22 protein-coding genes and 1 tRNA gene are annotated in these 25,798 nt (G+C 61.1%); 13 read left to right on the top strand and 10 right to left on the bottom strand.

Annotated elements, in window-relative coordinates; all coding sequences use genetic code 11:
• Positions 1-157 precede the first annotated feature (157 nt).
• From ACI2KA_RS04555 to mnhG, 7 genes are all read left to right on the top strand, one after another.
• Positions 158-535 (top strand): hypothetical protein, encoded by a 378-nt coding sequence (locus ACI2KA_RS04555; protein ID WP_404499613.1) that lies wholly within the window; start codon positions 158-160, stop codon positions 533-535.
• Between the two features lie 106 nt (positions 536-641).
• Positions 642-3,560 carry a monovalent cation/H+ antiporter subunit A gene (locus tag ACI2KA_RS04550; protein ID WP_404499611.1) on the top strand — a complete coding sequence of 973 codons (2,919 nt, stop codon included), beginning with the start codon at positions 642-644 and terminating at the stop codon, positions 3,558-3,560.
• Positions 3,560-3,895, top strand: coding sequence for a Na+/H+ antiporter subunit C (locus ACI2KA_RS04545; protein ID WP_020810384.1), 336 nt, complete (start codon positions 3,560-3,562; stop codon positions 3,893-3,895). The genes ACI2KA_RS04550 and ACI2KA_RS04545 overlap by 1 nt, the downstream gene beginning before the upstream one ends.
• Entirely contained in the window at positions 3,892-5,538 is a 1,647-nt protein-coding gene (locus ACI2KA_RS04540) for a monovalent cation/H+ antiporter subunit D (protein WP_404499609.1), read from the top strand. Before ACI2KA_RS04545 ends, ACI2KA_RS04540 begins: the two co-directional genes overlap by 4 nt.
• On the top strand, positions 5,535-6,023 hold the full coding sequence (locus ACI2KA_RS04535) for a Na+/H+ antiporter subunit E (RefSeq protein ID WP_404499608.1): 489 nt from the start codon (positions 5,535-5,537) through the stop codon (positions 6,021-6,023). Before ACI2KA_RS04540 ends, ACI2KA_RS04535 begins: the two co-directional genes overlap by 4 nt.
• The gene (locus ACI2KA_RS04530; RefSeq protein WP_077985397.1) at positions 6,020-6,301 is read left to right on the top strand and encodes a K+/H+ antiporter subunit F; all 282 of its coding nucleotides are present in this window, start codon (positions 6,020-6,022) and stop codon (positions 6,299-6,301) included. Before ACI2KA_RS04535 ends, ACI2KA_RS04530 begins: the two co-directional genes overlap by 4 nt.
• Positions 6,298-6,642, top strand: a complete 345-nt coding sequence (gene mnhG, locus ACI2KA_RS04525; RefSeq protein ID WP_404499605.1) for a monovalent cation/H(+) antiporter subunit G — start codon at positions 6,298-6,300, stop codon at positions 6,640-6,642. The genes ACI2KA_RS04530 and mnhG overlap by 4 nt, the downstream gene beginning before the upstream one ends.
• A 9-nt stretch (positions 6,643-6,651) precedes the next feature.
• On the opposite strand, the gene ACI2KA_RS04520 is transcribed toward mnhG, so the two are convergent.
• A complete protein-coding gene (locus tag ACI2KA_RS04520; RefSeq protein WP_137409747.1) occupies positions 6,652-6,984 on the bottom strand; it encodes a helix-turn-helix domain-containing protein in 333 nt (110 codons plus the stop codon).
• A 78-nt stretch (positions 6,985-7,062) separates the two neighbouring features.
• Between ACI2KA_RS04520 and ACI2KA_RS04515 the strand changes: the two genes are divergently transcribed.
• Both ACI2KA_RS04515 and ACI2KA_RS04510 read left to right on the top strand, forming a co-directional pair.
• On the top strand, positions 7,063-7,341 hold the full coding sequence (locus ACI2KA_RS04515) for a hypothetical protein (protein WP_404499604.1): 279 nt from the start codon (positions 7,063-7,065) through the stop codon (positions 7,339-7,341).
• Between the two features lie 54 nt (positions 7,342-7,395).
• Positions 7,396-7,656, top strand: coding sequence for a helix-turn-helix domain-containing protein (locus tag ACI2KA_RS04510; protein ID WP_404499602.1), 261 nt, complete (start codon positions 7,396-7,398; stop codon positions 7,654-7,656).
• On the opposite strand, the gene ACI2KA_RS04505 is transcribed toward ACI2KA_RS04510, so the two are convergent.
• From ACI2KA_RS04505 to ACI2KA_RS04475, 7 genes are all read right to left on the bottom strand, one after another.
• Entirely contained in the window at positions 7,657-8,247 is a 591-nt protein-coding gene (locus ACI2KA_RS04505; protein ID WP_404499600.1) for an alpha-ketoglutarate-dependent dioxygenase AlkB, read from the bottom strand.
• A complete protein-coding gene (locus ACI2KA_RS04500) occupies positions 8,195-8,956 on the bottom strand; it encodes a class I SAM-dependent methyltransferase (RefSeq protein WP_404499598.1) in 762 nt (253 codons plus the stop codon). Before ACI2KA_RS04500 ends, ACI2KA_RS04505 begins: the two co-directional genes overlap by 53 nt.
• Before the next feature lie 306 nt (positions 8,957-9,262).
• Positions 9,263-9,338 (bottom strand) — tRNA-Phe (locus ACI2KA_RS04495).
• Positions 9,339-9,615: 277 nt separating this feature from the next.
• Positions 9,616-10,047 carry a hypothetical protein gene (locus ACI2KA_RS04490; protein ID WP_404499596.1) on the bottom strand — a complete coding sequence of 144 codons (432 nt, stop codon included), beginning with the start codon at positions 10,045-10,047 and terminating at the stop codon, positions 9,616-9,618.
• A gap of 166 nt (positions 10,048-10,213) precedes the next feature.
• Complete coding sequence (locus tag ACI2KA_RS04485) at positions 10,214-12,430, bottom strand: 3-hydroxyacyl-CoA dehydrogenase NAD-binding domain-containing protein (protein WP_404499594.1); 2,217 nt, start codon at positions 12,428-12,430, stop codon at positions 10,214-10,216.
• Positions 12,431-12,574: 144 nt separating this feature from the next.
• Positions 12,575-13,783, bottom strand: a complete 1,209-nt coding sequence (locus ACI2KA_RS04480) for an acetyl-CoA C-acetyltransferase (RefSeq protein ID WP_404499592.1) — start codon at positions 13,781-13,783, stop codon at positions 12,575-12,577.
• A 37-nt stretch (positions 13,784-13,820) separates the two neighbouring features.
• Positions 13,821-15,617 (bottom strand): acyl-CoA dehydrogenase C-terminal domain-containing protein, encoded by a 1,797-nt coding sequence (locus ACI2KA_RS04475; protein WP_404499590.1) that lies wholly within the window; start codon positions 15,615-15,617, stop codon positions 13,821-13,823.
• A gap of 376 nt (positions 15,618-15,993) precedes the next feature.
• On the opposite strand from ACI2KA_RS04475, the gene podJ reads away from it, so the two are divergent.
• From podJ to ACI2KA_RS04455, 4 genes are all read left to right on the top strand, one after another.
• Positions 15,994-19,740, top strand: coding sequence for a cell division protein PodJ (gene podJ, locus ACI2KA_RS04470; RefSeq protein WP_404499588.1), 3,747 nt, complete (start codon positions 15,994-15,996; stop codon positions 19,738-19,740).
• Positions 19,741-20,003: 263 nt separating this feature from the next.
• Positions 20,004-20,930, top strand: a complete 927-nt coding sequence (locus ACI2KA_RS04465) for a sulfite exporter TauE/SafE family protein (RefSeq protein ID WP_404499586.1) — start codon at positions 20,004-20,006, stop codon at positions 20,928-20,930.
• Positions 20,927-21,754: a TIGR02186 family protein gene (locus ACI2KA_RS04460; RefSeq protein WP_404499584.1), complete on the top strand. Its 828-nt coding sequence runs from the start codon at positions 20,927-20,929 to the stop codon at positions 21,752-21,754. Before ACI2KA_RS04465 ends, ACI2KA_RS04460 begins: the two co-directional genes overlap by 4 nt.
• Positions 21,755-21,913: 159 nt before the next feature.
• Positions 21,914-22,351, top strand: a complete 438-nt coding sequence (locus ACI2KA_RS04455) for a universal stress protein (RefSeq protein WP_065114800.1) — start codon at positions 21,914-21,916, stop codon at positions 22,349-22,351.
• Positions 22,352-22,427: 76 nt separating this feature from the next.
• On the opposite strand, the gene pdeM is transcribed toward ACI2KA_RS04455, so the two are convergent.
• Positions 22,428-23,156: a ligase-associated DNA damage response endonuclease PdeM gene (gene pdeM, locus ACI2KA_RS04450; RefSeq protein ID WP_404499581.1), complete on the bottom strand. Its 729-nt coding sequence runs from the start codon at positions 23,154-23,156 to the stop codon at positions 22,428-22,430.
• 34 nt (positions 23,157-23,190) lie between these two features.
• The gene (locus tag ACI2KA_RS04445) at positions 23,191-25,710 is read right to left on the bottom strand and encodes a ligase-associated DNA damage response DEXH box helicase (RefSeq protein ID WP_404499579.1); all 2,520 of its coding nucleotides are present in this window, start codon (positions 25,708-25,710) and stop codon (positions 23,191-23,193) included.
• Between the last annotated feature and the right edge of the window lie 88 nt (positions 25,711-25,798).

The raw sequence follows: 25,798 nt of genomic DNA, 5'->3' as shown, positions 1-25,798 counted from the left end.
CAAAAACGAAAAGGAATCGGCGGCCACCGGCGGTTTTTCCGGCCAGTGCGCTGGACAAGCGCGTGCGCCTTCCCCTAAAACAAATCAACGGGATATTCGCGCAGCGGTGATGCTTTAAAGAGACCTTTTCGATCAAGGAGATGCCAACTTGTTATGGATGGAGAAAAGCCGCTGTTCAAGGCGCCATCCACAAGTGTTGATCGGCATCATGGTCGCAAGCCTGCTTGTCATGATCGGCTTCCAGGCGCCTTCCGGCATCAAGACCCTTTCCAAGACCAGCCGCCTGGAGAGATTGCAGTCGGTCGATCTCAGCCGCTCCCTGTCCCTGCGCGACAAGGACTGCGATAGCGGCAGCGACTACGGATGCAAGGCGACCGATAAGGGCTTGGCCCTTGGTTCTGGCAATTTCCCCTCGCCCGCTTTGCGGGTCGCCGCCGATACGGGTCTGGTTGTCACATCTGTTGCCATCGAGCCACAAGCTTTCCGAGACTTTGCGAGCGTGGTTCCAAGAGCGCCCCCGCATATTATCTATTAGTCATTCCGGCGGTCCTCATCATTCGGTTCATCATGAGCCTTGAGGGATCGGAGTCGTCGGAAACCCGCCGTAGGCTCCCATTCCAGAAAGAAAACCGCCGCTGCATATGACACTTGCAACCATTCTTCCATTCATTGTCGCATTGCCTTTTGTCGGCGCCGTCCTGACGGCCTTCATGCCGCGTGAGGGCGCCGCCGCCGGCCCGGCCTCCGTTGCGGGCGCAGTCGCCCTTTTCGGTCTTGTCAGCAGCGTCTTTCTTTATACGACCGTCAGCGGTGGCGGCGTGCTGAAATATGATGTGGAATGGCTGCCCCAGCTCGGCCTCAATTTCACCCTGCGACTGGACGGATTTGCCTGGATCTTCACGATCCTCATCACCGGCATCGGCCTGCTGGTGGTTCTTTATGCCCGCTATTACATGTCGGCCGAAGACCCGATCCCGCGTTTCTTCGCCTTCCTGCTCGCCTTCATGGGCTCGATGCTGGGCGTCGTCCTGTCCGGCAACGTCATCCTGCTGTCGATCTTCTGGGAAATGACCAGCATCTTTTCGTTCCTGCTGATCGGCTACTGGCACCAGAATGCCGGCGCACGCGACGGCGCGCGCATGGCGCTGACCGTGACCGGCATCGGCGGCTTCAGCCTGCTCGCCGGACTGCTGATCCTCGGCCATATGGCAGGAAGCTACGATCTCGACAGGATCATCGAGGCCGGCGCCGCCATCCGCGCCCATCCCCTCTATCTGCCGGCGCTTATCCTCATTCTCGGCGGGGCGCTGACCAAGAGCGCGCAGTTTCCCTTCCATTTCTGGCTGCCCAACGCCATGGCGGCGCCCACGCCGGTTTCCGCCTATCTGCATTCGGCGACGATGGTGAAAGCCGGGGTGTTTCTGCTCGCGCGCTTCTGGCCAGTGCTGGCGGGCACGCCGGAATGGTTCTGGCTGGTGGGCGTGGCCGGCATCATCACCCTGCTGCTCGGCGCTTATTTCGCCATGTTCCAGCAGGATTTGAAAGGCCTGCTCGCCTATTCCACCATCAGCCATCTCGGGCTCATCACCACGCTGCTCAGTCTCGGCAGCCCGCTTGCGGCTGTTGCCGCCATCTTCCACATGGTCAACCACGCCACCTTCAAGGCCTCGCTGTTCATGGCGGCCGGCATCATCGACCATGAAACCGGCACCCGCGACATGCGGCGCTTGAGCGGGCTCTACACCTATCTGCCGGCGACCGCGACGCTTGCCATGGCGGCCAGTGCCGCGATGGCGGGCGTGCCGCTGTTCAACGGCTTCCTCTCCAAGGAAATGTTCTTCGCGGAGGCCGTCGAGACCCATGCCGATTCACTGCTCGACCGGGCACTGCCCTATGTCGCGACGCTTTCAGGCGCATTCGCCGTCGCCTATTCGCTGCGCTTCATCCACACCGTCTTCTTCGGTCCGAAGCCTGTCGATCTGCCGAACCCCAATCCGCACGAACCGCCGCGCTGGATGCGTTTCCCGATCGAGTTCCTGGTTTTCGCCTGCCTGATCGTCGGCATCGTTCCAAGCCTGTCGATCGGCCCCTTCCTGCATTCGGCCGTGCTTTCCGTTCTCGGTGCGCAGACGCCCGTCTACAGCCTGTCGATCTGGCACGGTTTCAACCTCCCGCTCATCATGAGTATTGCCGCACTGATCGGCGGTGTGGCGATCTATGCACTGCTCGGCGGTTATTTCTCGCGCTGCGATGACGGTCCGCCGGTTTTCCGGCATTTGCGGGGCCAGCGCATCTTCGAGCGCATTCTCGTCACCGTGTCCTGGAAATGGGCGCGGTGGCTGGAAAGCACGCTCGGCACCCGGCGCCTGCAGCCGCAGCTGAGACTGCTCATCCTCGTGGCGCTTCTCGCCGGTTTCTCTCCCCTGTTCCTGTCGGAATTTTCCCTGTCGCTGCCACGTGTGACGACCTTCGATCCGATCTTCGCCATCCTGTGGCTGATCGGCATGATTGCGGCCATGGGCGCCGCCTGGCAGGCGAAATATCACCGTCTTGCCGCTCTCGTCATGCTCGGCGTCTCGGGGCTCGTCACCTGCCTCACCTTCGTCTGGCTTTCCGCGCCGGATCTCGCCATCACCCAGCTGCTGGTCGAGATCGTCACCACGGTTCTCATCCTGCTCGGTCTCCGGTGGCTGCCGAAACGCTTCGAAAAGGTCGACAGCAGCGACGAGCTGCCGGCGCAGCTTCGCCGCGCCCGCGACTTCCTGCTGGCCGCCGCCAGCGGCATCGGCATGTCCGTCATCGCCTATGCCGTCATGACCCTGCCGGTGCCGAACGCCATCGCCACCTATTTCCTCGAGCGCGCCTATTCGGAAGGCGGCGGCACCAATGTCGTCAACGTCATCCTCGTCGATTTCCGCGGCTTCGACACCTTCGGTGAAATCGCGGTACTGGCGATCGTGGCGCTCACCGTCTTTGCGCTGCTGCGCCGTTTCCGCCCCGCGCATGAAAGCATCGGGGTGCCCGAACAGCAGAAGATGCAGAACGCCTTCGATGCCGAGCGTCCGGACCGCGACAAAGGCGATACGGTTCGCGACTATCTCTACGTGCCGTCCATCGTGATGCAGTGGATGTTCCCGGTCATCATCACCTTCTCGATCTTCCTGTTCATGCGCGGCCACGACCTGCCGGGCGGCGGCTTTGCGGCCGGCATCACCATGGCGATCGCCTTCCTGCTGCAATATCTCGCCGGCGGCGCGCGCTGGGCGGAAGACCGCATCCGCATCCTGCCGCTGCGCTGGATGGGCTTCGGCCTGTTGATGGCGGCGGCGACGGGCATCGGCTCCTGGTATTTCGGCTACCCGTTCCTGACCTCCTATTTCCAATATACGGAAATCCCGTATATCGGCAAAATGCCGACGGCATCCGCCCTGCTGTTCGATCTCGGCGTCTTCTCGCTGGTCGTCGGCTCCACCGTTCTTATCCTGATAGCACTGGCACACCAATCGTTGCGTAACTACCGCGTTCGCACGCCTGACGCCGCAAAAGCGGAGGACGTGTAATGGAACTCATTCTTGCAATCGGCATCGGCATCATGACCGGCTCCGGCGTCTGGCTCGTCCTGCGCCCGCGCACCTATCAGGTCATCGTCGGGCTCTCGCTCCTGTCCTACGCCGTCAACCTGTTCATCTTCGGCGTCGGCGGCATCAAGACCAATGCGCCGCCAGTGCTGGTGAACGGCGTCGACAGTTCGACGCTTGCCGATCCGGTGCCGCAGGCGCTGGTGCTGACCGCAATCGTCATCGGCTTTGCCACCACCGCGCTTTTCCTGGTCGTGCTGCTTGCGGCCCGGGGCCTGACCGGCACCGACCATGTGGACGGGAGGGAGACGAAATGATGTCGTTCCCCTTCCACATCGTCATCGCCCCCATTCTTCTGCCGCTGATCACCGCCGCGCTTCTGCTCTTCTTCGACGAACGTCAGCGCGTGGCGAAGGCAGCCATCAGCTTTACCTCAACCGTCATCCTGCTGGTCGTTGCCATCCTGCTTTTCCGCGAGGTGAATTCGACGGTCAATACCGAGATCGCCGCCGTGGTTTCGAGCGGCGTCTATCTGCTCGGCAACTGGCCGGCGCCCTTCGGCATCGTGCTCGTGGCGGACCGTCTTTCCGGACTGATGGTGCTTTTGACGGCGCTGCTCGCCATCCCCTCGCTGATCTATTCGATGGCGAAGTGGCACAGGGCCGGGGCACATTTCCATTCGCTGTTCCAGATGATGCTGATGGGCGTCAACGGTGCGTTCCTGACCGGCGACCTCTTCAATCTCTTCGTTTTCTTCGAAGTCATGCTGGCCGCGTCCTACGGCCTGCTGCTGCATGGTTCCGGCCAGCAGCGCGTCAAGGCGGGGCTGCATTACATCGCCATCAACCTAGTTGCCGCGCTGTTCTTCCTCATCGGCGTCAGCCTCATCTATGGCGTCACCGGCACGCTGAACATGGGCGATCTCGCCCATCGTATCGCCGGGCTGAACCCGGACCAGCGCATGCTGCTGGAAACCGGCTCGGCCATCCTTGGCATCGCGTTTCTGGTCAAGGCCGGCATGTGGCCGCTGAACTTCTGGCTGCCTTCCGCCTATGGTGCGGCCTCCGCGCCGGTTGGCGGCCTGTTCGCCATCATGAGCAAGGTCGGCATCTATGTCATCGCCCGCCTGTCCTTCCTGCTCTTCGGGCAGACGGCCGGCGAATCGGCCGGTTTCGGCCATGATGCGCTGCTCGTCGGCGGCATCGCCACCATCATCTTCGGGGCGATCGGGGTCCTGGCGTCACAGGCGCTCGGGCGGCTTGCCGGCTTTTCGGTTCTGGTATCGTCGGGAACGCTTCTTGCCGCCATGGGCACCGGCAATCCGACGGTGGCGGCGGGCGCGCTTTATTATCTCGTCAGCTCCACACTCACCATCAGCGCGTTCTTCATGCTGATCGAGCTGGTGGAGCGCGGGCAGGATGCGGGTGCGAACGTTCTGGCCGTCACCATGGAGGCCTATGGCGAAGGCGAGGAAGAAGATGAGGAAGAAGAAGTCGGCGTCACCATGCCCGCCACCATGGCGGTGCTCGGCGCGTGTTTTGCCGCCTGCGGCATTCTTCTGGCCGGCCTGCCGCCGCTTTCCGGCTTCATCGCCAAATTCTCGATGCTCTCGGCCATTCTCAACCCTTCCGGCCTCGGCGCCAATGACAGCGTTTCCACGCTCTCCTGGTGGCTGGTCTTCCTGATTGTCTTTGCCGGTTTCGCCTCGCTGATCTCGATGACCCGCGCCGGCATCCGCACCTTCTGGGCCTCCATCGAAGGAACGGTGCCGCGCGTCCTCGTCATCGAAATCGCGCCCATCATGCTGCTGCTCGGTCTGACGCTTGCCATGACCGTGCAGGCCGGGCCGGTGATGCGTTACATGCAGGAAACCGCGCGTATTCTCGATCTGCCGGCGAGCTATATCCAGGGCGTCATTTCCGCACCGCGAGCGGGAAGCAACCCGGAGGCCGAGCCATGATGAACCGTCTCCTCCCCTATCCGCTGCTGACCGTTTCGCTGATCTTCTTCTGGATGACGATCAACAGCTTTTCGCCGGGGCATCTGTTGCTAGGCACGGCCGTCGCGCTCATCGCGTCCTGGGCGATGGCCTCGCTCAGGCCGGCGAAACCACGCATCCGCAACTGGCACAAGCTGGTGAAACTGATCCTCATCGTGCTTTACGATATCGTCCGGTCCAATTTCTCGGTCATGACGATCATTCTGTTCAAGCGCGAAAGGAACCGCAAATCCGGTTTCCTCGCCGTGCCGCTGGACATTCGCGATCCGATGGGGCTTGCCGTGCTGGCCACAATCCTGACCTCGACGCCGGGAAGCGCGTGGCTGGAATATAATTCCAGCCAGGGCACGCTGCTGCTCCACGTCCTCGACGATGTGGATGAGGCAGCCTGGATCAGCCTCATCAAGAACCGTTATGAAAAACTGCTGATGGAGATATTCGAATGAGTTCGATTATCCTTTTCTGGTCCTTTTCGCTGGCGCAGCTGATGCTCGCCATCGCCATGGCGATTTCGGTCTACCGCATCGCCATCGGTCCGCGCGCGCAGGACCGCGTGCTGGGGATGGATACGCTCTACGTCAACGCCATGCTGCTTTTGCTGACCTTCGGGCTGCGCACCGGCAACGACATCTATTTCGAGGCATCGCTGCTGATCGCCATCCTCGGCTTCGTCTCCACCGTCGCCCTTTCCAAATTCCTGATGCGCGGCGAGGTGATCGAATGAACGAGGCGTACGAATTTCCCCTCTGGGCCGCCATTCTCGTGGCTTTCTTCGTCCTTCTGGGCGCTTCGCTGACGCTGATCGGCACCATCGGCTTCGCCAAGCTTAACAGCTTCTATGAGCGCCTGCATGCGCCGACGCTGGGCACCAGCTGGGGCACCGGCGGCATCGTCATGGCCTCGATCATCTATTTCTCCGTCTCCGGCGACCGCTTCGCCTTCCACGAAATCTTCATCGGCATCTTCATGACGGTGACGACGCCGGTTTCCCTGATGCTGCTGGGACGCGCGGCGCTTTATCGGGACCGGGCGGAGCAGAATACGGATAATCGGGAGCATCTTTAGAGCGCCGGGCTACTTTGCCCGGCTGTTCGCCACTGCCTCAATTGCGATGGCCATGACTTCCAGATCGCTTTCCGGCAGTGCATTTGCTGCCGAAGCGATCTTTGCTTTCAGCAGATCATGGCCAGTCAGCGCGGCTGTTTTCTTCTCAAAATCAAGCAATGCGTTCGGAGTGCTATCCAGAACGGTGGCTATCCGAACGAGTGTCGCCAGATCGGGCTCCCTTCGGCCCATGATGTAATTGCCGTAACGACGCTCCGTAAGTCCCGCTCGGCGGGCAACTTCCGCATTGGAGAGACCAAGCTCCTTCGCGCGCCTTTTCAGATTTGCTGCAAATGATTCCATAGGAACAGATTGTTCCTGACAGAAACCACGGGTCTATGTACATTATGGCGTTAACGATCACGTCATTATAGGTAGGCCATGCCCCTCAGCGCCGATTATCTCTATCTCATCGCGGGCTGCAGTTTCGTCATGGCGGCTTACCTCTGGCTCGAATGGCAGACCCGCATTCGACCCCTGCTCTTACCAAGCTCGGAGATTAAACGCCTTGCCGATGACCTGATTGAACGACATGGCGAGCGCGCGGAGGAATTCGCCGCAATGGAAGAAGACCGGGCATGGCGCTATTCGCGAAGCTTCGAGCAGGGCAAATGGCGGCGTGTGCGTAGAGAACTTGAGTGCCGCGACAATATCCCATAGCAGGATAATTCAGGATCGACCCTTGGCACTGCGATTTTTGAGATTTTTCGGCACATGACAAAGTCTACGCAGACACCCGAGTATCGGCTTCTTGTTGAGATACTGACCGACACGCGGCGAAAAGCAGGGTTAACCCAGCAGCAAATCGCAGATCGGCTGGGTAAGCCACAGTCCTATGTCGCAAAGGCCGAAGGGGCTGAAAGACGCATAGATGTCGTTGAGTTTGTAAAACTGTCGGCGGCGATGGATCAAGACCCGATAGCGCTTCTCCGCCTTTTACTCGAACGGATAAAAGAACAACGCTCTCCTCTCTGATCAAGACTGTTTCGAAGCAATGACCTTGCGAAAAGTGAGGGAAATTCGTCTGCCTCGGGCTGTCTTGACTCCATTCACGATATCCGATTTTCGAGCCGGAATTTCATGAGTCCAGCCGTAGCGGCCCGCGTCTCTCAGCAAGACGCCGGAGCGAGGTTGAAGCAAGACGCCGCATATGGCTGACCCACGCAATTCGCGGAAAACCATCTCGCATGTGGATAAAAGGCTTATCGATACGATCCCATCGTCAAAACAGGGCACACAATCGACATGCGCACTGATGCCCTGCCCCGGAAGATATTCATTAGCGATAACCTGATCGGGCAAATCCCGGCAATATCCTGCGGTAACTAACCGCGCCGCGAACACGCCAAGCCATGTCGGCAACGGCCCGAGATACGCATCCGCGGTAACAGCGCGCGCCTTATAGTCGTACCGATAACCGAAATGCTGCACGCGGCGCTTCAGCTCCGTGCTCCACACACCCGCATCCAGTCTGTGGGCGACGGCGGCCTCCTCCTCTGGAGATAGAAAGCCGTCAAAATAGACAATGCCGGGGGGTAGAAAAGATGGATTTACAGCATGATCCATTTGCGGACTGCTCTCTCTTTAAGTTGAAAACGTATGTTACAAACTCGTCATTCTCATCTAACGCGCAGATGCCATCATCCTTAGTTTTTACGTGTGAGTAGCCAGGAAAGTCGGAGAAGCGAAATGGATGAGCAACTGGAATTGCAAAATTATTGCGTTCAGCCACTCCATCCATATCAAAAGCTCCATCATAGTGGGGGCTATTTACGACGGTAATTGCGACTTTACCAAAGTCTGAAAGATGGTCTGCAGCGCTCTTAAGAAAACGCCGCACCAAAATATGATTAGGGTTTCTCCCATACCGTGGCTCACGGCTGCCTACGTTGGGAAATTGAAAAACAATTAAATCAAACTGCCTTTGGCTAAACCATTGGGATAAATTCGTGGCATCCACACCTGCTATTGTTTTCGCACCCCTACGTCGCAGAGTTTTCGCGTTTTGTTTTGTGATGTCAGAATACTCATCCACTGTTTGAAAAGTCGTCGTCGTCAAATTCGATGTAGCATTCCCAAGTAGATCTGAGAGGGCCACAGAAAAACTAAAGTTTCCCTCCCCTACGAGCAACGTTGATCCAGATTTTGCAGCCTTACAAAAATCAAAAGGTGTCCTAAAATCGAGGACACGTTTCAGCACAATGACTGAAAGCCAAAATTTTTGTTGCGCAACTTCGTTAGCTATTCGCCGGATAGCATACGCACTCGTTGACATCTTTTTTTGCCTCGCGATCAACCTCATTTCAAAAGTATCTCACGTGGGACGATAAGGAGGACGACGAAACACTCAATTAGGCGAAAAATCCAATTGAGAAAAATCAGAAAGCTACTAAATAATTGAAATAGCTGAAATAATTACTGAATAGGCCTTTAGCTCTTCAGAAAATGAATCTTGGCGAAGACATCCCTCTTCCCCTTAGAAAACAGGGTCCGACTATAAAATAGATACAGCGGAATCTTATTGTACCGCTTTCGTTAAACCGAAACAGAATGCTGCATAAATTTTATCTGGAAGAATTAATGGTGCCCGGAGGCGGATTTGAACCACCGACACGCGGATTTTCAATCCGCTGCTCTACCAACTGAGCTATCCGGGCACTTCAGGTCCTTGAAGAACCTCCGCTTTTGGCGGTCAGGGCTGTCTGGCGCCCCGAAAGTGAGCGGGGTTATAACATCTTGTTCGGACATGGCAAGCGCCATCGCGAAGTTTTTTGACAGTTTTTTCACGGCGCCTGTGGATGGCTGAAATCTGTGCCCGATGAACGCCGGATTGCAAGGGAAATCCGCTTTCGGGTACCCGCCGGAGCTGACGCATCCGCCCACCGCCGGGTTCGGGGAAGACCGATCCGGACGAACGGGGGCTGCCGGCCACGGCTATGCCCTTTCGCTTCGCCGGGCGGCGAGGCCTAGTGCGAACGGCACGACGGCCACCAGCGCGGCCATGACGGGCGAAGACGCGAAGATGCGGCTGGCGAGCGATGTCACGGCAACGGAGCGCACCACGGTCATCAGGCGGGAATTCTCGCGGTCGCGTTCATGCTGCGGCTGGGCGGGCCTTTCGCGGGAATGCCGGGCGGCCTCAAGCCGTTTGACGTCGCGGCGGATCTTGTCGACCTGTTTGCGAAGCTCATCCAGTTCGGTGCGCAGCTTCGGGTCGATGGCGTGGGCAGCACGCGTTCTCCTTGCTGCGGGTTTTTCCGCCTGAGCGTCCGCAGCCCTTGCTTCAGCCTCCTCCTCCACTTCGGCCAGATGGTCGTCGAGGTCCGTAGGCTTGTCGAAACCGTGGGATCGCAGTGGTGCTTTCATCGCTGTCTCCTGGGGCGTGCTGAATTGCGGCGGCGGGCGTCTTTGCCCGGTCTCGCCGTTTCAACGCCCCAGCCGGGCAAAGGATGCACATAAAGCGATCAGCGCGGTATATTCGGCTCAAAAAAACAGGCCCCGAAGGGCCTGTTTTTTGTTCTGCCTTGCAGCCTCAGGCCGCCTTGGCGGCGCCGGCATAGGGGTCGAAACGACCATAGAAGGTGTCGCCCTTGGCGGCCATGTCCTTCAGGAGCGGCGTCGGCTTGAAGCGTGGGCCGTAGGTCTCACTGAGTTTCTCGGCGAGTGCCACGAAGTTCTTCACGCCCATGCCGTCAATGTAGGACAGCGCGCCGCCGGTATAGGGCGCGAAGCCGAAACCGAGGATGGAGCCGACATCCGCCTCACGCGGATCGGTGACGATGCCTTCTTCCACCGTGCGGGCGGCTTCCAGCGCCACAGTGACGAGGAAGCGCTGTTTCAGCACCTCCATGTCCACGTCTTCCGGCTTCTGCTGCGGATAGAGGTCCTTCAGGCCGGGCCAGAGAGATTTCTTGGCGGGCTTTGGCGGGTAATCGTAAAAGCCCTTGGCGTTCTTGCGGCCGAAGCGGCCTTCGCCTTCCACCAGCGTCTTCACCAGTTCCATATGGCGCGGATCGACGGCCTTTTCACCGAGATCGGCGACGGTGGCCTTCAGTATCTTGTAGGAAAGATCGATCGCCACCTCATCGTTCAGCGCCAGCGGGCCGACCGGCATGCCGGCGAATTTCGCGGCATTTTCGATCATGGCGGCGGGCACGCCTTCGATCAGCATGTCGTAGCTTTCCGCCATATAACGCAGCACGCAGCGATTGACGAAGAAACCGCGCGTATCGTTGACGACGATCGGCGTCTTCCTGATCTTTGCCACGTAATCCAGCGCGACGGCGAGCGCCTTGTCGCCGGTTTCCTTGCCGAGGATCACTTCCGTCAGCATCATCTTCTCGACGGGGGAGAAGAAGTGGATGCCGATGAAATCGCTCGGGCGCTTCGAGTTCTTCGCAAGCCCGGTGATCGGCAAGGTGGAGGTGTTGGAGGCGAAGATCGCGCCTTCCGGCAACACGGCTTCCACGGCCTCGATGACGGCCTTCTTCACGTCGCGATCCTCGAAGACGGCTTCGATAACGAGATCGGCATCGGCGAGCGCGGCGTAATCGGATGTCGGGGTGACGAGGTCGAGCAGGGCCTTGCCCTCATCCTGCGTCAGCCTGCCCTTGCCGATGGCGGCCTTGACGCTCTCTTCGCAATGGCCCTTGCCCTTGTCGGCGGCTTCCTGATCGCGATCCACCAGCGTGACGGGAATGCCGGCTGCGGCGGTGACATAAGCGACGGCAGCGCCCATGAAGCCGGCGCCGACGACGCCGACCTTCTTGAACTCCGTCTTCGGCTGGCCGGCCGGGCGGCGCGCGCCCTTGCCCAGTTCCTGCATGGAAATGAACAGCGAGCGGATCATGCCGAAGGCTTCCTTCGAGCGCAGGATCTCGGTGAAATAACGCTGCTCCACCTTCAGCGCCGTATCGAAGGGCAATTGCAGGCCTTCATAAACGCATTTGAGGATGGCGAGGGCGGCCGGATAGTTGCCGGCGCTTTCACGGCGCAGGATGGCGGGAGCGGCGGGCCACAGCTGGGCAGCGGCCGGCGTCCAGATGCCGCCGCCGGGGGCCTTGAAGCCTTTCTCATCCCAGGGGGCGACCGGTTTCAGGCCGTCCTTGATCATCTGCTTTGCGGTTGCGACCAGCTGATCCGGCTCCACCACCTGATGCACCAGCCCCATGGCCTTGGCGCGCGCGCCGGTCAGCGACTGGCCCGTCGTCATCATCTGCAGTGCGGATTGTGCGTCCGTCAGGCGCGGCACGCGCTGGGTGCCGCCGGCACCGGGGAAAATGCCGACCTTGACTTCCGGCAGGGCGATCTTGAGGTTCTTGGCGCTGGAGGCCACACGGCCGTGGCAGGCGAGCGACAGCTCAAACGCGCCGCCCATGCAGGTGCCGTTGATGGCCGAGACCCACGGCTTGCCGTTGGTCTCGATCTTGCGGAAGAGGCCGGTCATGCGACCGACGAGCTCGAACAGCTTCGCCGCCGCCTGATCCGGGTTCCTCGCCTTCTCGTCATTGTAGAAGGAGAACATCGACTTGATCATCGACAGATCGGCGCCGCCGGAAAAGGTGCTCTTGCCTGACGTGAAGACGACGCCCTTGACGGCCGCATCCACGACAGTCGCGTCAAGAATGGCGTTCAGCTCGTCCATCACCTCAGAGGTGAAGACGTTCATGGATTTTTCCGGCATGTCCCAGGTAACGAGGGCAATGCCGTCTGCGTCCGTCTCGATGGTGAAATTGGTGTAAGTGCTCATTTTGGGATTCCTCTTCCCTGAATTTCCCGACGCGGCCAACTCTTCCTTTCCGTCATGGTCGGGCTTGACCCGACCATCCAGCACCTCTGGCATGGATCCTCGGGTCAAGCCCGAGGATGACGGAGGCGGGGTTTTGCCGCTGCCTCAAACCCGCTCGATGACCGTCGCCGTGCCCATGCCAGCACCAATGCAGAGCGTGACGAGCGCGGTGTTCAGATCGCGCCGCTCCAGCTCATCCAGCACCGTGCCGAGGATCATCGCGCCCGTTGCGCCGAGCGGATGGCCCATGGCGATGGCGCCGCCATTGACGTTCATCCGGTCATGGTCGATGTCGAAGGCCTGCATGTAACGCAGCACGACGGCGGCGAAGGCTTCATTGAGTTCGAAAAGATCGATATCGGCGAGCGACATGCCGGTCTTTTTCAAAAGCTTTTCGGTCACATCAACCGGGCCGGTCAGCATCAACGCCGGATCGGAGCCGATATTGGCGAAAGCCTTGATACGGGCGCGCGGTTTCACGCCCATCGCCTCGCCGCCCGCCTTCGAGCCAACCAGCACGGCGGCCGCGCCATCGACGATGCCGGACGAGTTGCCGGCGTGGTGCACGTAGTTGATGCGCTCCACCTCTGGATGGGCCATGATGCCAACGGCTTCGAAGCCGCCCATTTCACCCGGCATCTGGAAGGACGGGTTGAGCGAAGCCAGCGCCTGCATGTCCGTGCCGGGGCGCATGTGCTCGTCACGGTCGAGGATCGTTAGGCCGTTGGAGTCCTTCACCGGAATGACCGACTTGTTGAAATAGCCCTTTTCCCAGGCATGCGCGGCGCGCTTCTGGCTTTCGACAGCATAGGCGTCGACGTCGTCACGGGAGAAACCATATTTGGTGGCGATGAGATCGGCCGACACGCCCTGCGGCATGAAGAAAGCCGGGAAGTTGACCGACGGGTCCATGTACCAGGCGCCACCCGACATGCCCATGCCGACGCGGGACATGCTTTCGACGCCGCCGGCGATGACGATATCGTCAGATCCCGCCTTGACCTTGCCGGCCGCGAAATTGATGGCATCGAGACCCGAGGCGCAGAAGCGCGAAATCTGCATGCCCGGCGCCCTGTTGGAGTAACCGGCCTCGAAGGCGGCAGCCTTGGGGATGACGGCACCGGCATCCATGACAGGATCGACGCAGCCCATGATGATGTCGTCGACAGTGGAGGTGTCGAGCCCGTTGCGGTCGCGGATGGCTTCCAGCGTCTTGGCGGCAAGGCGAACGGAAGGCACCTCATGCAGGCTGCCATCCTTCTTGCCGCGTCCGCGCGGGGTGCGGACATGGTCGTAGATGTAAACGTCGGTCATAAACTCTCTCCCTGCGGCGTGTTTACCGCCAACCTTCTCAGAATGCTTCCGCAGCCAGTTCCATCATGGTGTCCGCGCCGGTTTCGATGCGAGCCTTGCGCAGCGCCGTTTCCGGCATGATGCGCTCCATATAAAACTTCGCCGTGACAAGCTTGGTCTTGAGGTAATCCTCGTCCGAAGCGCCGCCTGCCGCAAGCGCTTCGCTGGCGGCTTTCGCCATGCGCGCCTGCATGTAACCCAGCACGACAATGCCGAAGAGATGCATGTAGTCGGTCGAGCCGGCGCCGGCATTGTCGGGCTTGGCCATGGCGTTCTGCATGAACCACATGGTTGCGGCCTGCAGGTCGTTCAAGCCCTTCTTCAGGCCCTTGGTGTAAAGGCTGAGTTTTTCATCGGCGCGGTTTTCCTCGCAGAAATCGCCGATTTCCTTAAACAGCGCCATCACGGCGCGGCCGCCATTCATGCCGAGCTTGCGGCCGACCAGATCGAGCGCCTGGATGCCGTTGGCGCCCTCATAGATCATGGTGATGCGCGCATCGCGGACATATTGGCTCATGCCATGTTCCTCGATGTAACCATGGCCACCGAAGACCTGCTGCGCCATCACGGCGTGGTCGAAGCCCTTGTCGGTCAAGACGCCCTTGAGGATCGGCGTAACCAGGCCGAGAAGGTCATCGGCCGCCTGGCGCTGTTTTTCATCGGCGGCGCGGTGGGCGATATCGGATTGCAGCGCGGTCCACAGCAGGAAGGCGCGGCCGGCCTCGTTATAGGCCTTGATGGTCATCAGCGTGCGGCGGATATCGGGATGCACGATGATCGGATCGGCCTTCTTGTCCGGGAACTTGGCGCCGGAAAGCGAGCGACCCTGAATGCGCTCGCGGGCATATTCCACCGCATTCTGGTAAGCGATCTCGCCGACCGAAAGTCCCTGCAGTCCGACGCCGAGGCGGGCTTCGTTCATCATCACGAACATGGCCGACAGGCCCTTGTTCTCCGCACCCAGGAGATAACCGGTCGCATCGTCGTAGTTCATGACGCAGGTGGCGTTGCCGTGAATGCCCATCTTGTGCTCGATGGCGCCGCAGGTAACACCGTTGCGTTCGCCGAGCGCGCCATCTTCCTTCACCAGGAATTTCGGCACGATGAACAGCGAAATGCCCTTGGTGCCTTCCGGTGCGCCTTCGATACGGGCGATCACCAGATGGACGATATTGTCCGTCATGGAATGTTCGCCGGCGGAGATGAAAATCTTCTGGCCGGAAATTTTGTAGCTGCCGTCAGCCTGCGGCACGGCCTTGGTGCGCAGCAGGCCGAGATCGGTGCCGCAATGGGGTTCGGTAAGGTTCATGGTGCCGGACCAGGTGCCTTCCACCATCTTCGGCAGATAGGTGTCCTTCTGTTCCTGCGTGCCATGCACGAGGATCGCGGCAATCGCACCCTGCGTCAGGCCGGGATACATCATCAGCGACAGGTTGGCAGAGGACATATATTCGCCGATGGCGGCATGCAGCGTATAGGGCAGGCCCTGCCCGCCAAATTCCGGCGGAACGGCAAGGCCGATCCAGCCGCCTTCGCAATAGGCGTCGTAGGCGTCCTTGAAACCGTCAGGCACGGAAACCGATCCGTCATCGGCGCGCTTGCAGCCCTGGCTGTCGCCGGAAAGGTTGAGCGGGAAAAGCCGCTCCTCGGCAAGCTTCGCCGCTTCACCGGTGATGGCCTCGATCATGTCAGGGGTTGCATCCTCGAAGCCGGGCAGGTTGTTATACCGCTCCAGGCCGAGAACGTCGTTCAGGATAAAAAGCGTGTCTTTGACTGGGGCCTTGTAAACAGGCATTACCGATGTTCCTCCGCATCGTGGCAGCCGGAGCCAGTCCGGCGATATGGCATGACAATATTTGACGTGCGCGTAAACGTCAAACAAATTTCCGCACAATGTCGCCCTGCCTTTTCGGCCGAACCGATACGCGGCCGGGCGGAGACGCGGTTCTCGCCACAAAAGTTAAAAAATTCCCACCATAGTTAACCACTTCTTTACCACGTTTCGTGAATTCTCCCGACAGAGGTAACTGCTTCGTTCATCGGCGCATTTTCCTCGATGGGGGCAAATACCGGCTCTAGAATTGCTGCATGTTGCGGCGACGGCGTGTCCACACAGGCAACGTCGCGACAGACAACCGGGCACGGCGGGCGGAAGCGAAGCGAGCGAAAAGATGAACGGATTGCGATCGAAAACCCAACAGCCAAGCGACAGATCGTCTCTTGATGCGCTCAATCGCACCATTGAAGGCCTTGAAGCCCGTATCGAAGGGCTGATGAGCCAGAAGTTCCCGCGCGACCCGCGCGCCGCAAGCACCCAGCCCGAGCCGAAGAGCGAGGCCTATGCCGCGCCGCGCGAGCCCCGCGCCGCCGTCACGCCGCCGCAGCTCGACCCCGTCAACGAAATCCGCCAGCGCCAGCGCCTGCTCGAAACAAGCTTCCAGCGCCCGCAGGAGCCGGCCGCCCGCCCGGAACGGACGATTAGCCGGCCGCTTGCGCCGAACTATCGCCAGCGGGAACCTCAGCAGGCTGCGGCCGCCGCACCGCGCGCCCGTGCCATTCCACCCTATCAGGAACAGCAGCGCAATGACGCAGCCCTGCAGGAGATCGCGCAGGCGCTGGTCAATCTTCGCCATGAGCTGAAGCACGACATAACCGAGGGCGTCGCCCGCGAGGCGCAGGGGCTGCGCGCGGAAATCCGCAATATCCGCGCGGTGGCGGAAGACCAGCAATTCATCGGCGACCTGCGTGACGACATTGCACGGCTTGCCGGCAGCATCGACCAGCTCGGCAATCTGGCATCTCCCGACGCCTATGGGCTGCGCAACGAGTTCGAGGACCTGCGCCTGACGATCGACCAGCTTGCGCGCGAAGACAGCGTGCACCGGATCGAAAGCCGCTGGAACAATGTGGAAGACACGCTGCGCGGTTTCGACGCCGGCGCACTGCAGGACGAAATCGTTTCGCTCGCCTATCGTCTCGATGACATCAAGAGCCAGCTTGGCGGCATGAGCAACAATCCCGCCGTGCGCGTGCTCGAAGACAAGCTGATCACCATTGCGAGCGCCGTGGAGCAGCTCGGCAAGCATATGCAGCCGAACGAGGCCGCCTTTAGCGAGCAATTTTCCGGCCTCGACCAGCGGCTGGACGAAATCAGCCGCGCCATTGCCGCGACCGGCACGCGCGCCAATGCGCAGGCCACCGACAATGCGCTGGCGCAGCGGCTGGAAAACCGGCTGAACGGCCTTGCCGAACAGCTGGGCGACATCAACCGGCTAGCCGCCGCCAAGCCGGAGCCCACGCTCGACCTCACCGCCCGCCTCGAAGCGCTGGCCGGCAAGATCGACGAGCTCAGCACCGCCCGCGACGCCGCCCAGCTGCATGAGCGGCTGGACCAGCTTTCCCTGCTTCTGGAGCGCTCGCAGCGGCCCTCGCAGCAGGCGGAACTGACGTCTTTCCTCAGCGACATTTCCCGCAAGATCGATGCACTGGATCACGGCGCCGTCAATGACGGCCTGGCGGAACGGCTCGATACGCTGTCGCGCCGCATCGAGGACCTCGATTATCGCTACAGCCAGCCACAGCCTGCAGCCGGCCTTAGCGAAAGCGCCTTTTCCCGTCTGGAGGAGCGGCTCGGCACTATTGCCGCCCGTCTGGACGAGACTGCCCATGCCGCACCGGCCGACAGCCATGCACTGGCGAGCCTCGAAAACCAGATCGCCCATCTCTCCACGCTGATCAGCCAGCCCGTGCACACGCAGGCAAGCCTGTCGCCGGAGCTCGACGCCCGCATGGCGGCGATCGAGGACTACATGGCGTCGAACGACGAATATATCATCGAAGCGGCCCGACAGGCCGCGGAAGCCGTTCTCGACGCCTATACCCGCAACAACCTCTCTGCCGGCGCAAACCTCGCAGACATGTCGATGCTGACCGATCTCGCGACCGATCTGCGCAACCTCGAAGCCCTGAGCCGGAACACCGAAGAACGCACGCACCGTACTTTCGAAGCGCTGCATGAAACCCTGGTGCAGATCGCAGGCCGTCTCGACAGCCTCGACAACGCTCCCGCCTATCGCGAAGAGGCAGCACCCCGCACCGTCGCGCAGTCCATGGTCACCCCCGCCCGCGAAGAGGTGGCCATGCCGGCCGCCATTTTCCCGGAAGAAGGCTACATCGCCGAAGAGCAGGCCATTCTCGACGATCCCCGCGAAAACGACGCGGCAACGATCGTGCCCCCCGCGGCCGCCAAGCCTGCGAAGACAGAGAAAAAGAGCCTGCTCGCCGGGCTGACGAAACGGTTCAAGACCGGTACGGCGAAAACGGCCCAAACCGTCGACGAACCCGTAGCCGCCGCCTCCACCCGCACGCAGGTGGAACCTGCCCCGTCGCTCGATCCGATCGACGTTCTGCCGGCCGGCCAGGAGAACGAACTTCTGGAACCGGGTTCGGGTGCGCCCGATATCAAGAAAATCCTGGAACGCGTGCGCGCCAGCCAGGTGGCCGCCAGCGGCAAGGCCGCGGATGCCGAAGGACGGACGGATTTCATCGCCGCCGCCCGCCGCGCGGCACAGGCCGCCGCCATGGAGACCTCGCCGGAGAAGCTTGAAACCGGCAAGAAGAGCCGCAAGGCCGAGGGCTTGGCGCTTTCGCGCTATCGCCGTCCGTTGCTGCTTGGCATCGGCGCCATTCTTCTCGCCATGATGGCCATGCCGCTCGTCAAGACGCTGATCGGCGGCGCGGAAGCCCCGGCGCCGGTCATCGAGCAGAAGATGGACAACGGCCCGGTTTCCGCACTTCCCGAAACCGGCGACAAGGCCGTGACCATACCCTCCGATCTCGCCATCGATCCGGAGCAGGCGGCCTCGGCCGACAGCATCGAGAACGCCGCGCCGGCGCAGAACACCATCGATCCCCGCACCGTGGGTGGCGCACCGTTGCCCGAAGAGCCGCCGGTCGCCGATGTTCCCGCCGTGGATGCGGCAAAATCCGACACCGTCGCGCAGAGCGAAGGGCCGAAACCGGCCGAGGTCACCACCACGGCTGTTCCTGCTCAGGACACAATCGCGGTTCCCGCCGGCATCGAGCCCGCATCGCTTGCCGAAGCCGCCGCCAAAGGCGACACGCAGGCGCTGTTCGAGATCGCAGCGCGTTATACCGATGGCCGCGGTGTGACCGCTGACCGTGCGGAAGCCGCGAAATGGTACAAGCTCGCAGCGGATCGCGGCCTTGCGCCGGCGCAATATCGTCTCGCCAATCTTTACGAGAAGGCGAACGGCGTCGAGCGCAACCTGCCCGAAGCCAAGCGCTATTACACGCTGGCGGCTGAACAGGGCAATGCCGGCGCCATGCACAATCTCGCAGTGCTGCTTGCCTCCGACGCGGCCGGCCAACCCGATTTCGCCTCTGCGGCCCAATGGTTCATCAAGGCATCCGAACTCGGTGTGCGCGACAGCCAGTTCAACCTCGCCATTCTTTATGCCCGCGGCAGCGGCGTGAAGCAGGACATTGAGGAATCCTACAAATGGTTCGCCATTGCCGCCAAGGATGGCGACGCGGACGCGGCCCAGAAGCGCGACGAGGTTGCCGGAGCGATGAACCCGCAACAGCTTCAGAGCGCCAGGGCCAGGGTGGACGCATGGAAGGCAAAGCCGCTTTCGGAGGACGCCAACAGCGTCAATACGCCGGAGGAATGGGCCGGCAAGGAGGGGGTGAAGACCGCCTCCGTGGACATGGAAAAGGCGATCCGCAACATTCAGGCGATCCTGAACAAGAACGGTTTTGATGCCGGCCAGCCGGATGGCAAGCTCGGCAAGAACACCGTGACCGCCATCAAGGACTTCCAGAAATCCGTGGGCCAGACGCCGGACGGGCGCATTACCAACGAGCTGGTGACCGCGCTTCTCGCCCGCAACAAATAGCCCCTCCTTCCCATAAGAAGCGGCCATCCGGCCGCTTCCGCGCAACCCGGTGCAGGAATGTGGCGGCATGCCCACGCACGACCGCCATCTTTCCAAATTATCAACGTATTTACCGTTGAATGTTGACAGGTCAGGCCCTCGCGGGCATGACGAAGAAAGGCCGGGCATGCCCGGTCTTTTCAGACAGAAATTGTAAATCGCGGCGCGGCCCCCTCACCCGGACAAGCCCTGCCGCCCGGAACCATTTGCCCGAGGTCCGAGCCGTGACTGTCTATCTGCCGATCGCAGAACTGTCGGTGAATATTTTCATCATTCTCGGCATGGGCGCGGCCGTCGGTTTTCTGTCCGGCATGTTCGGCGTCGGCGGCGGCTTTCTGATCACCCCGCTGCTGATCTTCTACAATATACCGCCCGTGGTCGCCGTGGCGACAGGCGCAAACCAGGTGGTCGCCTCTTCCGTCTCCGGCTCGATCACGCATTTCCGGCGCGGCACGCTGGATGTCAAACTCGGCAGCGTGCTGCTGGTCGGCGGCCTGGTGGGCGCAACGGTCGGCGTGTGGATATTCTCCTTCCTGCGCAGCATCGGCCAGCTCGATCTCATCGTCTCGCTGCTCTATGTCATCCTGCTCGGCACCGTCGGCGGGCTGATGCTGAAGGAGAGCATTTCGGCGCTGCGCCGTGCGGCCCGCAACGAAACGGTGACGCTGCGCCGGCCCGGCCACCACAACTGGGTACATCGCCTGCCGCTGAAAATGCGGTTCAAGAAATCGAAGATCTATCTCAGCATCATTCCCATCGTCACCCTCGGCTTCGGCATCGGCATTCTCACCTCGATCATGGGTGTCGGCGGCGGTTTCATCATGGTGCCGGCGATGATCTATCTCCTGCGCATCCCGACCAATGTGGTCGTCGGCACATCGCTGTTCCAGATCATTTTCGTGACCGCCTATACCACCATCGTGCAGGCGGCGACCAACTATTCCGTCGACGTGGTGCTGGCCTTCATCCTGATGGTGGCGGGCGTCATCGGCGCGCAATATGGCGTGCGCGTGGGCCAGAAACTGCGTGGCGAACAGCTGCGCGCGCTCCTGGCGCTTCTCGTCCTCGCCGTCGCCCTTCGCCTTGCCGTGTCGCTGGTGGTGCGGCCCGAAGACCTGTTTTCGGTCGCCGTGGGAGGGCTTGGCTATTGACCTTCCGCCTGCTGCTTGTGGCGCTTTTCCTGTTCCCCTGTCTTGGCCTTGGCGGAAACGCTTGGGCGCAGACGCCGCCGCTTGCCCTGCCGCCCGGCCCGCAACAGCGGCCGTTGCAGGAAAATATCGAAATCGGCGCATCGACGACGGAAATTCCGATCGCCTCGGATTTTCGCGGAGCGGATTTCACCCTGTTCGGCGCGTTGAACAATACCGACCAGTTGCTGCTGGCCATCGGCCAGTACGACATTGTCGTCACGCTGGAAGGGCCGAATGACTATATGACCGTGCGCAAGAAGGAGCGCGTGGCGGGCATCTGGATCAATACCAGCGCCATCACCTTCACGCCGCTGCCGGAATCCTATTCCATGGCCAGCACACGCGACATCACCGATATCGCGTCCGCCGGAACCTTGCGCGCCATGGGGCTCGGCGTCGACCATCTGTCGCTCAAAAGCGCGGTATTTTCCGGCGTGCCCGACAATGTCTTCGATTTTCAGGAAGCCTACCGTCGGCTCAAGCTTTCCAGCGGCATCTACCGCAACGATACGACGGGGGTGAGGCTGGAACGCACCGGCCTGTTCTGGGCGACGCTTCGCCTGCCGGCCAACGTGCCGAACGGCGTGCACACGGCGCGCGCCTATCTTTTCAAGAGCGGCAAATTCATCGCCCAGCGCGAACTGAAACTGCGCGTCGTCAAGACCGGCATGGAGCAGGCGATTACCGATGCGGCGCATCAGACGCCGCTTGCCTATGGCGCGCTCTGCGTTCTGCTCGCCGTCGTGACCGGCTGGGGCGCCAGCATCATCTTCCGCAAGGACTGACCCTTTTCCATCCCGCAAAAGAGATCGCTGGCCGCAGCCGGGGACAAAGATAGCATTCGCTTCCTTTAACGGTTTGCGGTAAAATTCAAGACGTTACAGCCGCACGCGCAGATGATGGCGGTAAGGACGGTTGTGACCGGGATGAAAAGGAGAAATGTCATGTTCAAGCACATTCTCATTCCCACCGATGGCTCGCCGCTGGCGCAGATCGCAATCGACCAAGGGTTCGCTCTCGCCAGGGAGGCAGGCGCAAAGGTGACCGTCGTGACGGTATCGGAACCCTTTCATGTGATCGCCAGCGATGTCGAGGACATTGCCGCCATTGCCGAAGAAGAATTCCACCGTTGCGAGGAAGCGGAGCATCTGCTGCGCGATACGCAGGCCCATGCCGCCGCCATGGGGCTGGATTGCGAAGCCCTGCTGGCGCGGGCGGGACGGCCGGACGAGGCGATCATCGAAATCGCCGACAAGACCGGCTGCGACCTCATCGCCATGGCCTCGCACCGGCGCAGGAGCTTCATCGAGATGCTGCTCGGCAGCGTCACGGCCAAGGTGCTGAAGAACTCGAAGATACCGGTGCTGGTCTACCGGCAATAGAGCATTTCCAGTAAAAGCGCTTAGCGTTTTACGTCCGGACAATACGTAAGACAAAGAGATCAAGGCGATGATACGCTCAGCCGAGCAGATTGGAAAACCGCACCGAATAGATGCGGTCCCGCCCCAGCAGATGCGCGACGAGCGCCGCGTGATCGAACAGGCCGCGCATGGCCTTGTGGCGCAAATCCAGCCCGCCGCTCATCACCCCGAATGCCGGCATCAACAGACGCGAACCATCCGTGGCGAAACAGGGTCGCCGCACCGTCTTTTCGCGACGGCGAACCGTGGCGGAGGGATGCAGGTGCCCGGCAACCTCCCCGGCGGCGTCTCCCGGCTTCGGCTCATGGCGGAAGACGAGATTGCCGTAAAACATCTCATCCACCGACGAGCCCGGCAGATCAACCGTGCCATCCGGATCGTGGTTGCCGTTGATCCATATCCATTCGCGGCCACGGGCCATCTCGTAGATGAGTTCGCGCAACATCGGCGGCAGATGCTCTGACCCGACGCGGTCGTGGAAATTGTCGCCCAGGCTGACCACGATCTTCGGATCGTAGCGGCTGACGAGCGAAGAGAGGATCTTGAGGGTGGCGATGGTGTCGTAGGGCGGCAGCATGTGTCCGCGCCGGGCAAAGGCCGCACCCTTTTCCAGATGCAGGTCGGAAACGACGAGCAGCGACAGGTCCGGCAGGTAAAGACCGCCGAGCGGATCGCACCAGGCGGCGACGCCATGGATGGCGGTTTCGCTGCCAAGGCATTCGAAGCCGTTTGAAAATCGGTCGCTCAATGTCAGCCGGCTCAGCACTTTTGCCCTTGTTCCTTCATTCCGCCCAGATGCGTCAGGACATGGCCTCCGCGATCAGCTCGTCGGCGGCCTCAGCCAGCACCTCATCCATCGCCTCGCCCGCCACCGTCTCGCGGCCGATTTCCAGCATGACCGGAACGGCGAGCGGCGAAACGTGTTCCAGCGCACGGTGGGTGGTGTGACCCTTGATTCGCTTCAGCATATCGCCAAGACGGCCAATATCCAAAAGTCCCGCCGCCGCATCGCGCCGCGTCGCTTCCATGAGGATATGATCCGGCTCATGGCTGCGAAGAACGTCATAAATAAGATCGGCGGAAACGGTGACCTGCCGGCCGGTCTTTTCCTTGCCCGGATGACGGCGCTCGATGAGGCCGGAAATGACGGCGCAGTTGCGGAAAGTGCGCTTCAGCATGAAGGATTCGTCCAGCCATGCCTCCAGATCGTCGCCCAGCATGTCCTCGTCGAGAAGGTCCGCCAGCGACAGGCGCCGGGATTTCAGCCGCAGGCCGATGTCTTCCATGGCCCAGATGGCGAGCGAATAATCGGTGGCGACGAAACCCATGGGTTTTGCGCCGGCCCGTTCCAGCCGCCGCGTCAGAAGCATGCCGAGCGTCTGGTGCGCCAGCCGTCCCTCGAAAGGATACATGACCATGAAGAAGCGCTTGCGGAAGGGGAAGGTCTCCACCAGCAGCTCGTCGCGCCTGGGGATAATCGATTTTTCCTTCTGGATCGCCAGCCAGTCACGCACCTGGTCCGGCAAAGCGTGCCAGCGGGCGGGATCGGCAAGCATGGAGCGCACCTGATCCGCGAGGTAGGTGGAAAGCGGAAACTTGCCGCCGGCATAGGAGGGTATCTTCGGGTCCATGGAAAAGGCCTGCGACACCAGACATTCATTCTCCCTGATACCCTCGAAGCGCAGCACCTTGCCGGCAAACAGGAACGTATCGCCCTGCACCAGCTGCTCGAGGAAATATTCCTCGACCTTGCCGAGCGACATGCCGCCGCGCCCGACCGTGCCTTTGGCATTGCGCTTGACCATGCGGACATTGAGTTCAGCGGCCTCAACGATGGTGCCGAGGTTCAGGCGATATTGCTGCGCCACCGTCGGATTGGAGACGCGCCAGCGGCCATCCTTCATCTGGCGGATGCGGGCGTAACGCTCATAGGTGCGCAGCGCATAACCCCCGGTAGCAGTGAAATCCACCACCCGGTCGAAGGTGGCGCGCGACAGGCCGGCATAGGGCGAGGCACTGGTCACTTCGCGGTAAAGTTCATCGGCATCAAAGGGCTCGGCGCAGGCCATGCCGAGCACATGCTGGGCGAGAACGTCGAGCGCGCCTTCGGCAATCGGAGGCGTGTCCTGTGCACCGACGTAATTCGCATCAAGCGCTGCCCGGCACTCCATCACCTCGAAACGGTTGGCGGGAACGAGGATCGCCTTTGACGGCTCGTCCATGCGGTGATTGGCACGGCCGATGCGCTGGGCCAGACGGCTTGCGCCCTTCGGCGCGCCGACATGCACGACGAGATCGACATCGCCCCAGTCTATGCCGAGATCGAGCGTGGAGGTGGCGACAACGGCGCGCAACTTGTTCTCCGCCATGGCCGCCTCCACCCTGCGGCGCTGGCCGGCATCCAGCGAGCCGTGATGCAGCGCGATCGGAAGATTGTCGTCATTGATTGTCCAGAGTTCCTGAAAGATCAGCTCCGCCTGCGAGCGGGTGTTGACGAAGATCAGCGTCGTCTGATGATCCTTCAGCGCCGCATAGAGATCCTTCATCGCATAACGCGCCGAATGGCCGGACCATGGGATGCGCTCTTCCGTATGCAGGATGGAAATGTCCGGCTTCGCTCCGCCCTCGACGGTAATCACGCCGGCTGGCGGCTCATCCTGGCCCTGCGGCGCGAGGTAGCGGCACAGATCCATCGGCTCCGCCACCGTGGCGGAAAGGCCGATGAAGCGCACATCGGGCGCATGCCGGCGCAGCCGGGCGAGCGCCAGTGAAAGCAGATGGCCGCGCTTGGAGGTGACGAGAGAATGCAACTCGTCCAGCACCACATATTTGAGGTCACGGAAGAACCGTTCGGCTTCCCTGTTGGCCAGCAGCAGCGACACCTGTTCCGGCGTCGTCAGCAGAATATCCGGCGGTTTGACCTTCTGGCGCTGGCGCTTGCCCTGCGGCGTATCGCCGGTGCGGGTTTCGATGGAAATCGGCAGGCCCATTTCGGAGACGGGCTTCGTCAGATTGCGTTCGATATCCACCGCCAGCGCCTTGAGCGGCGAGATATAGAGCGTGTGCACACCAACGAAGCCGGAACCTGCCGGGACCTTGCCGCGCTCCGCGAGATCGGTGAGCGAGGCCATGAAGCCGCCCAGCGTCTTGCCGGCGCCGGTGGGCGCAATAAGCAGCATGTTTTCACCGCCACGCGCGCGCGCCATCAGCTCCAGCTGGTGCGCGCGCGGAGACCATCCCTTTTCGGCAAACCATTTCTGGAATGGAAGGGGCAAGGTGCCGACGTGGGTGCCGGAAGGAGGGGGCTCGGTATGTTTCACCCCTTCAAGGTAGTGAAAAACCTGCGAAAAAGAAGGGCGCCACCCCGCCCTTGACAGGAAAACTGAATCGTAGATAAATAATATCCAC

The organism is Agrobacterium sp. NPDC089420, from assembly GCF_044900305.1.
GTDB lineage: Bacteria > Pseudomonadota > Alphaproteobacteria > Rhizobiales > Rhizobiaceae > Agrobacterium.
Note: the sequence above shows the minus strand (reverse complement) of the source record. Positions and strands in the feature narration are given on the sequence as shown.

Coding starts and splice junctions, on each gene's coding strand:
- ACI2KA_RS04555 (WP_404499613.1), top strand. CDS start 158: ATGGAGAAAAGCCGCTGTTCAAGGCGCCATCCACAAGTGTTGATCGGC.
- ACI2KA_RS04550 (WP_404499611.1), top strand. CDS start 642: ATGACACTTGCAACCATTCTTCCATTCATTGTCGCATTGCCTTTTGTC.
- ACI2KA_RS04545 (WP_020810384.1), top strand. CDS start 3,560: ATGGAACTCATTCTTGCAATCGGCATCGGCATCATGACCGGCTCCGGC.
- ACI2KA_RS04540 (WP_404499609.1), top strand. CDS start 3,892: ATGATGTCGTTCCCCTTCCACATCGTCATCGCCCCCATTCTTCTGCCG.
- ACI2KA_RS04535 (WP_404499608.1), top strand. CDS start 5,535: ATGATGAACCGTCTCCTCCCCTATCCGCTGCTGACCGTTTCGCTGATC.
- ACI2KA_RS04530 (WP_077985397.1), top strand. CDS start 6,020: ATGAGTTCGATTATCCTTTTCTGGTCCTTTTCGCTGGCGCAGCTGATG.
- mnhG (WP_404499605.1), top strand. CDS start 6,298: ATGAACGAGGCGTACGAATTTCCCCTCTGGGCCGCCATTCTCGTGGCT.
- ACI2KA_RS04520 (WP_137409747.1), bottom strand. CDS start 6,984: ATGGAATCATTTGCAGCAAATCTGAAAAGGCGCGCGAAGGAGCTTGGT.
- ACI2KA_RS04515 (WP_404499604.1), top strand. CDS start 7,063: ATGCCCCTCAGCGCCGATTATCTCTATCTCATCGCGGGCTGCAGTTTC.
- ACI2KA_RS04510 (WP_404499602.1), top strand. CDS start 7,396: ATGACAAAGTCTACGCAGACACCCGAGTATCGGCTTCTTGTTGAGATA.
- ACI2KA_RS04505 (WP_404499600.1), bottom strand. CDS start 8,247: ATGGATCATGCTGTAAATCCATCTTTTCTACCCCCCGGCATTGTCTAT.
- ACI2KA_RS04500 (WP_404499598.1), bottom strand. CDS start 8,956: ATGTCAACGAGTGCGTATGCTATCCGGCGAATAGCTAACGAAGTTGCG.
- ACI2KA_RS04490 (WP_404499596.1), bottom strand. CDS start 10,047: ATGAAAGCACCACTGCGATCCCACGGTTTCGACAAGCCTACGGACCTC.
- ACI2KA_RS04485 (WP_404499594.1), bottom strand. CDS start 12,430: ATGAGCACTTACACCAATTTCACCATCGAGACGGACGCAGACGGCATT.
- ACI2KA_RS04480 (WP_404499592.1), bottom strand. CDS start 13,783: ATGACCGACGTTTACATCTACGACCATGTCCGCACCCCGCGCGGACGC.
- ACI2KA_RS04475 (WP_404499590.1), bottom strand. CDS start 15,617: ATGCCTGTTTACAAGGCCCCAGTCAAAGACACGCTTTTTATCCTGAAC.
- podJ (WP_404499588.1), top strand. CDS start 15,994: ATGAACGGATTGCGATCGAAAACCCAACAGCCAAGCGACAGATCGTCT.
- ACI2KA_RS04455 (WP_065114800.1), top strand. CDS start 21,914: ATGTTCAAGCACATTCTCATTCCCACCGATGGCTCGCCGCTGGCGCAG.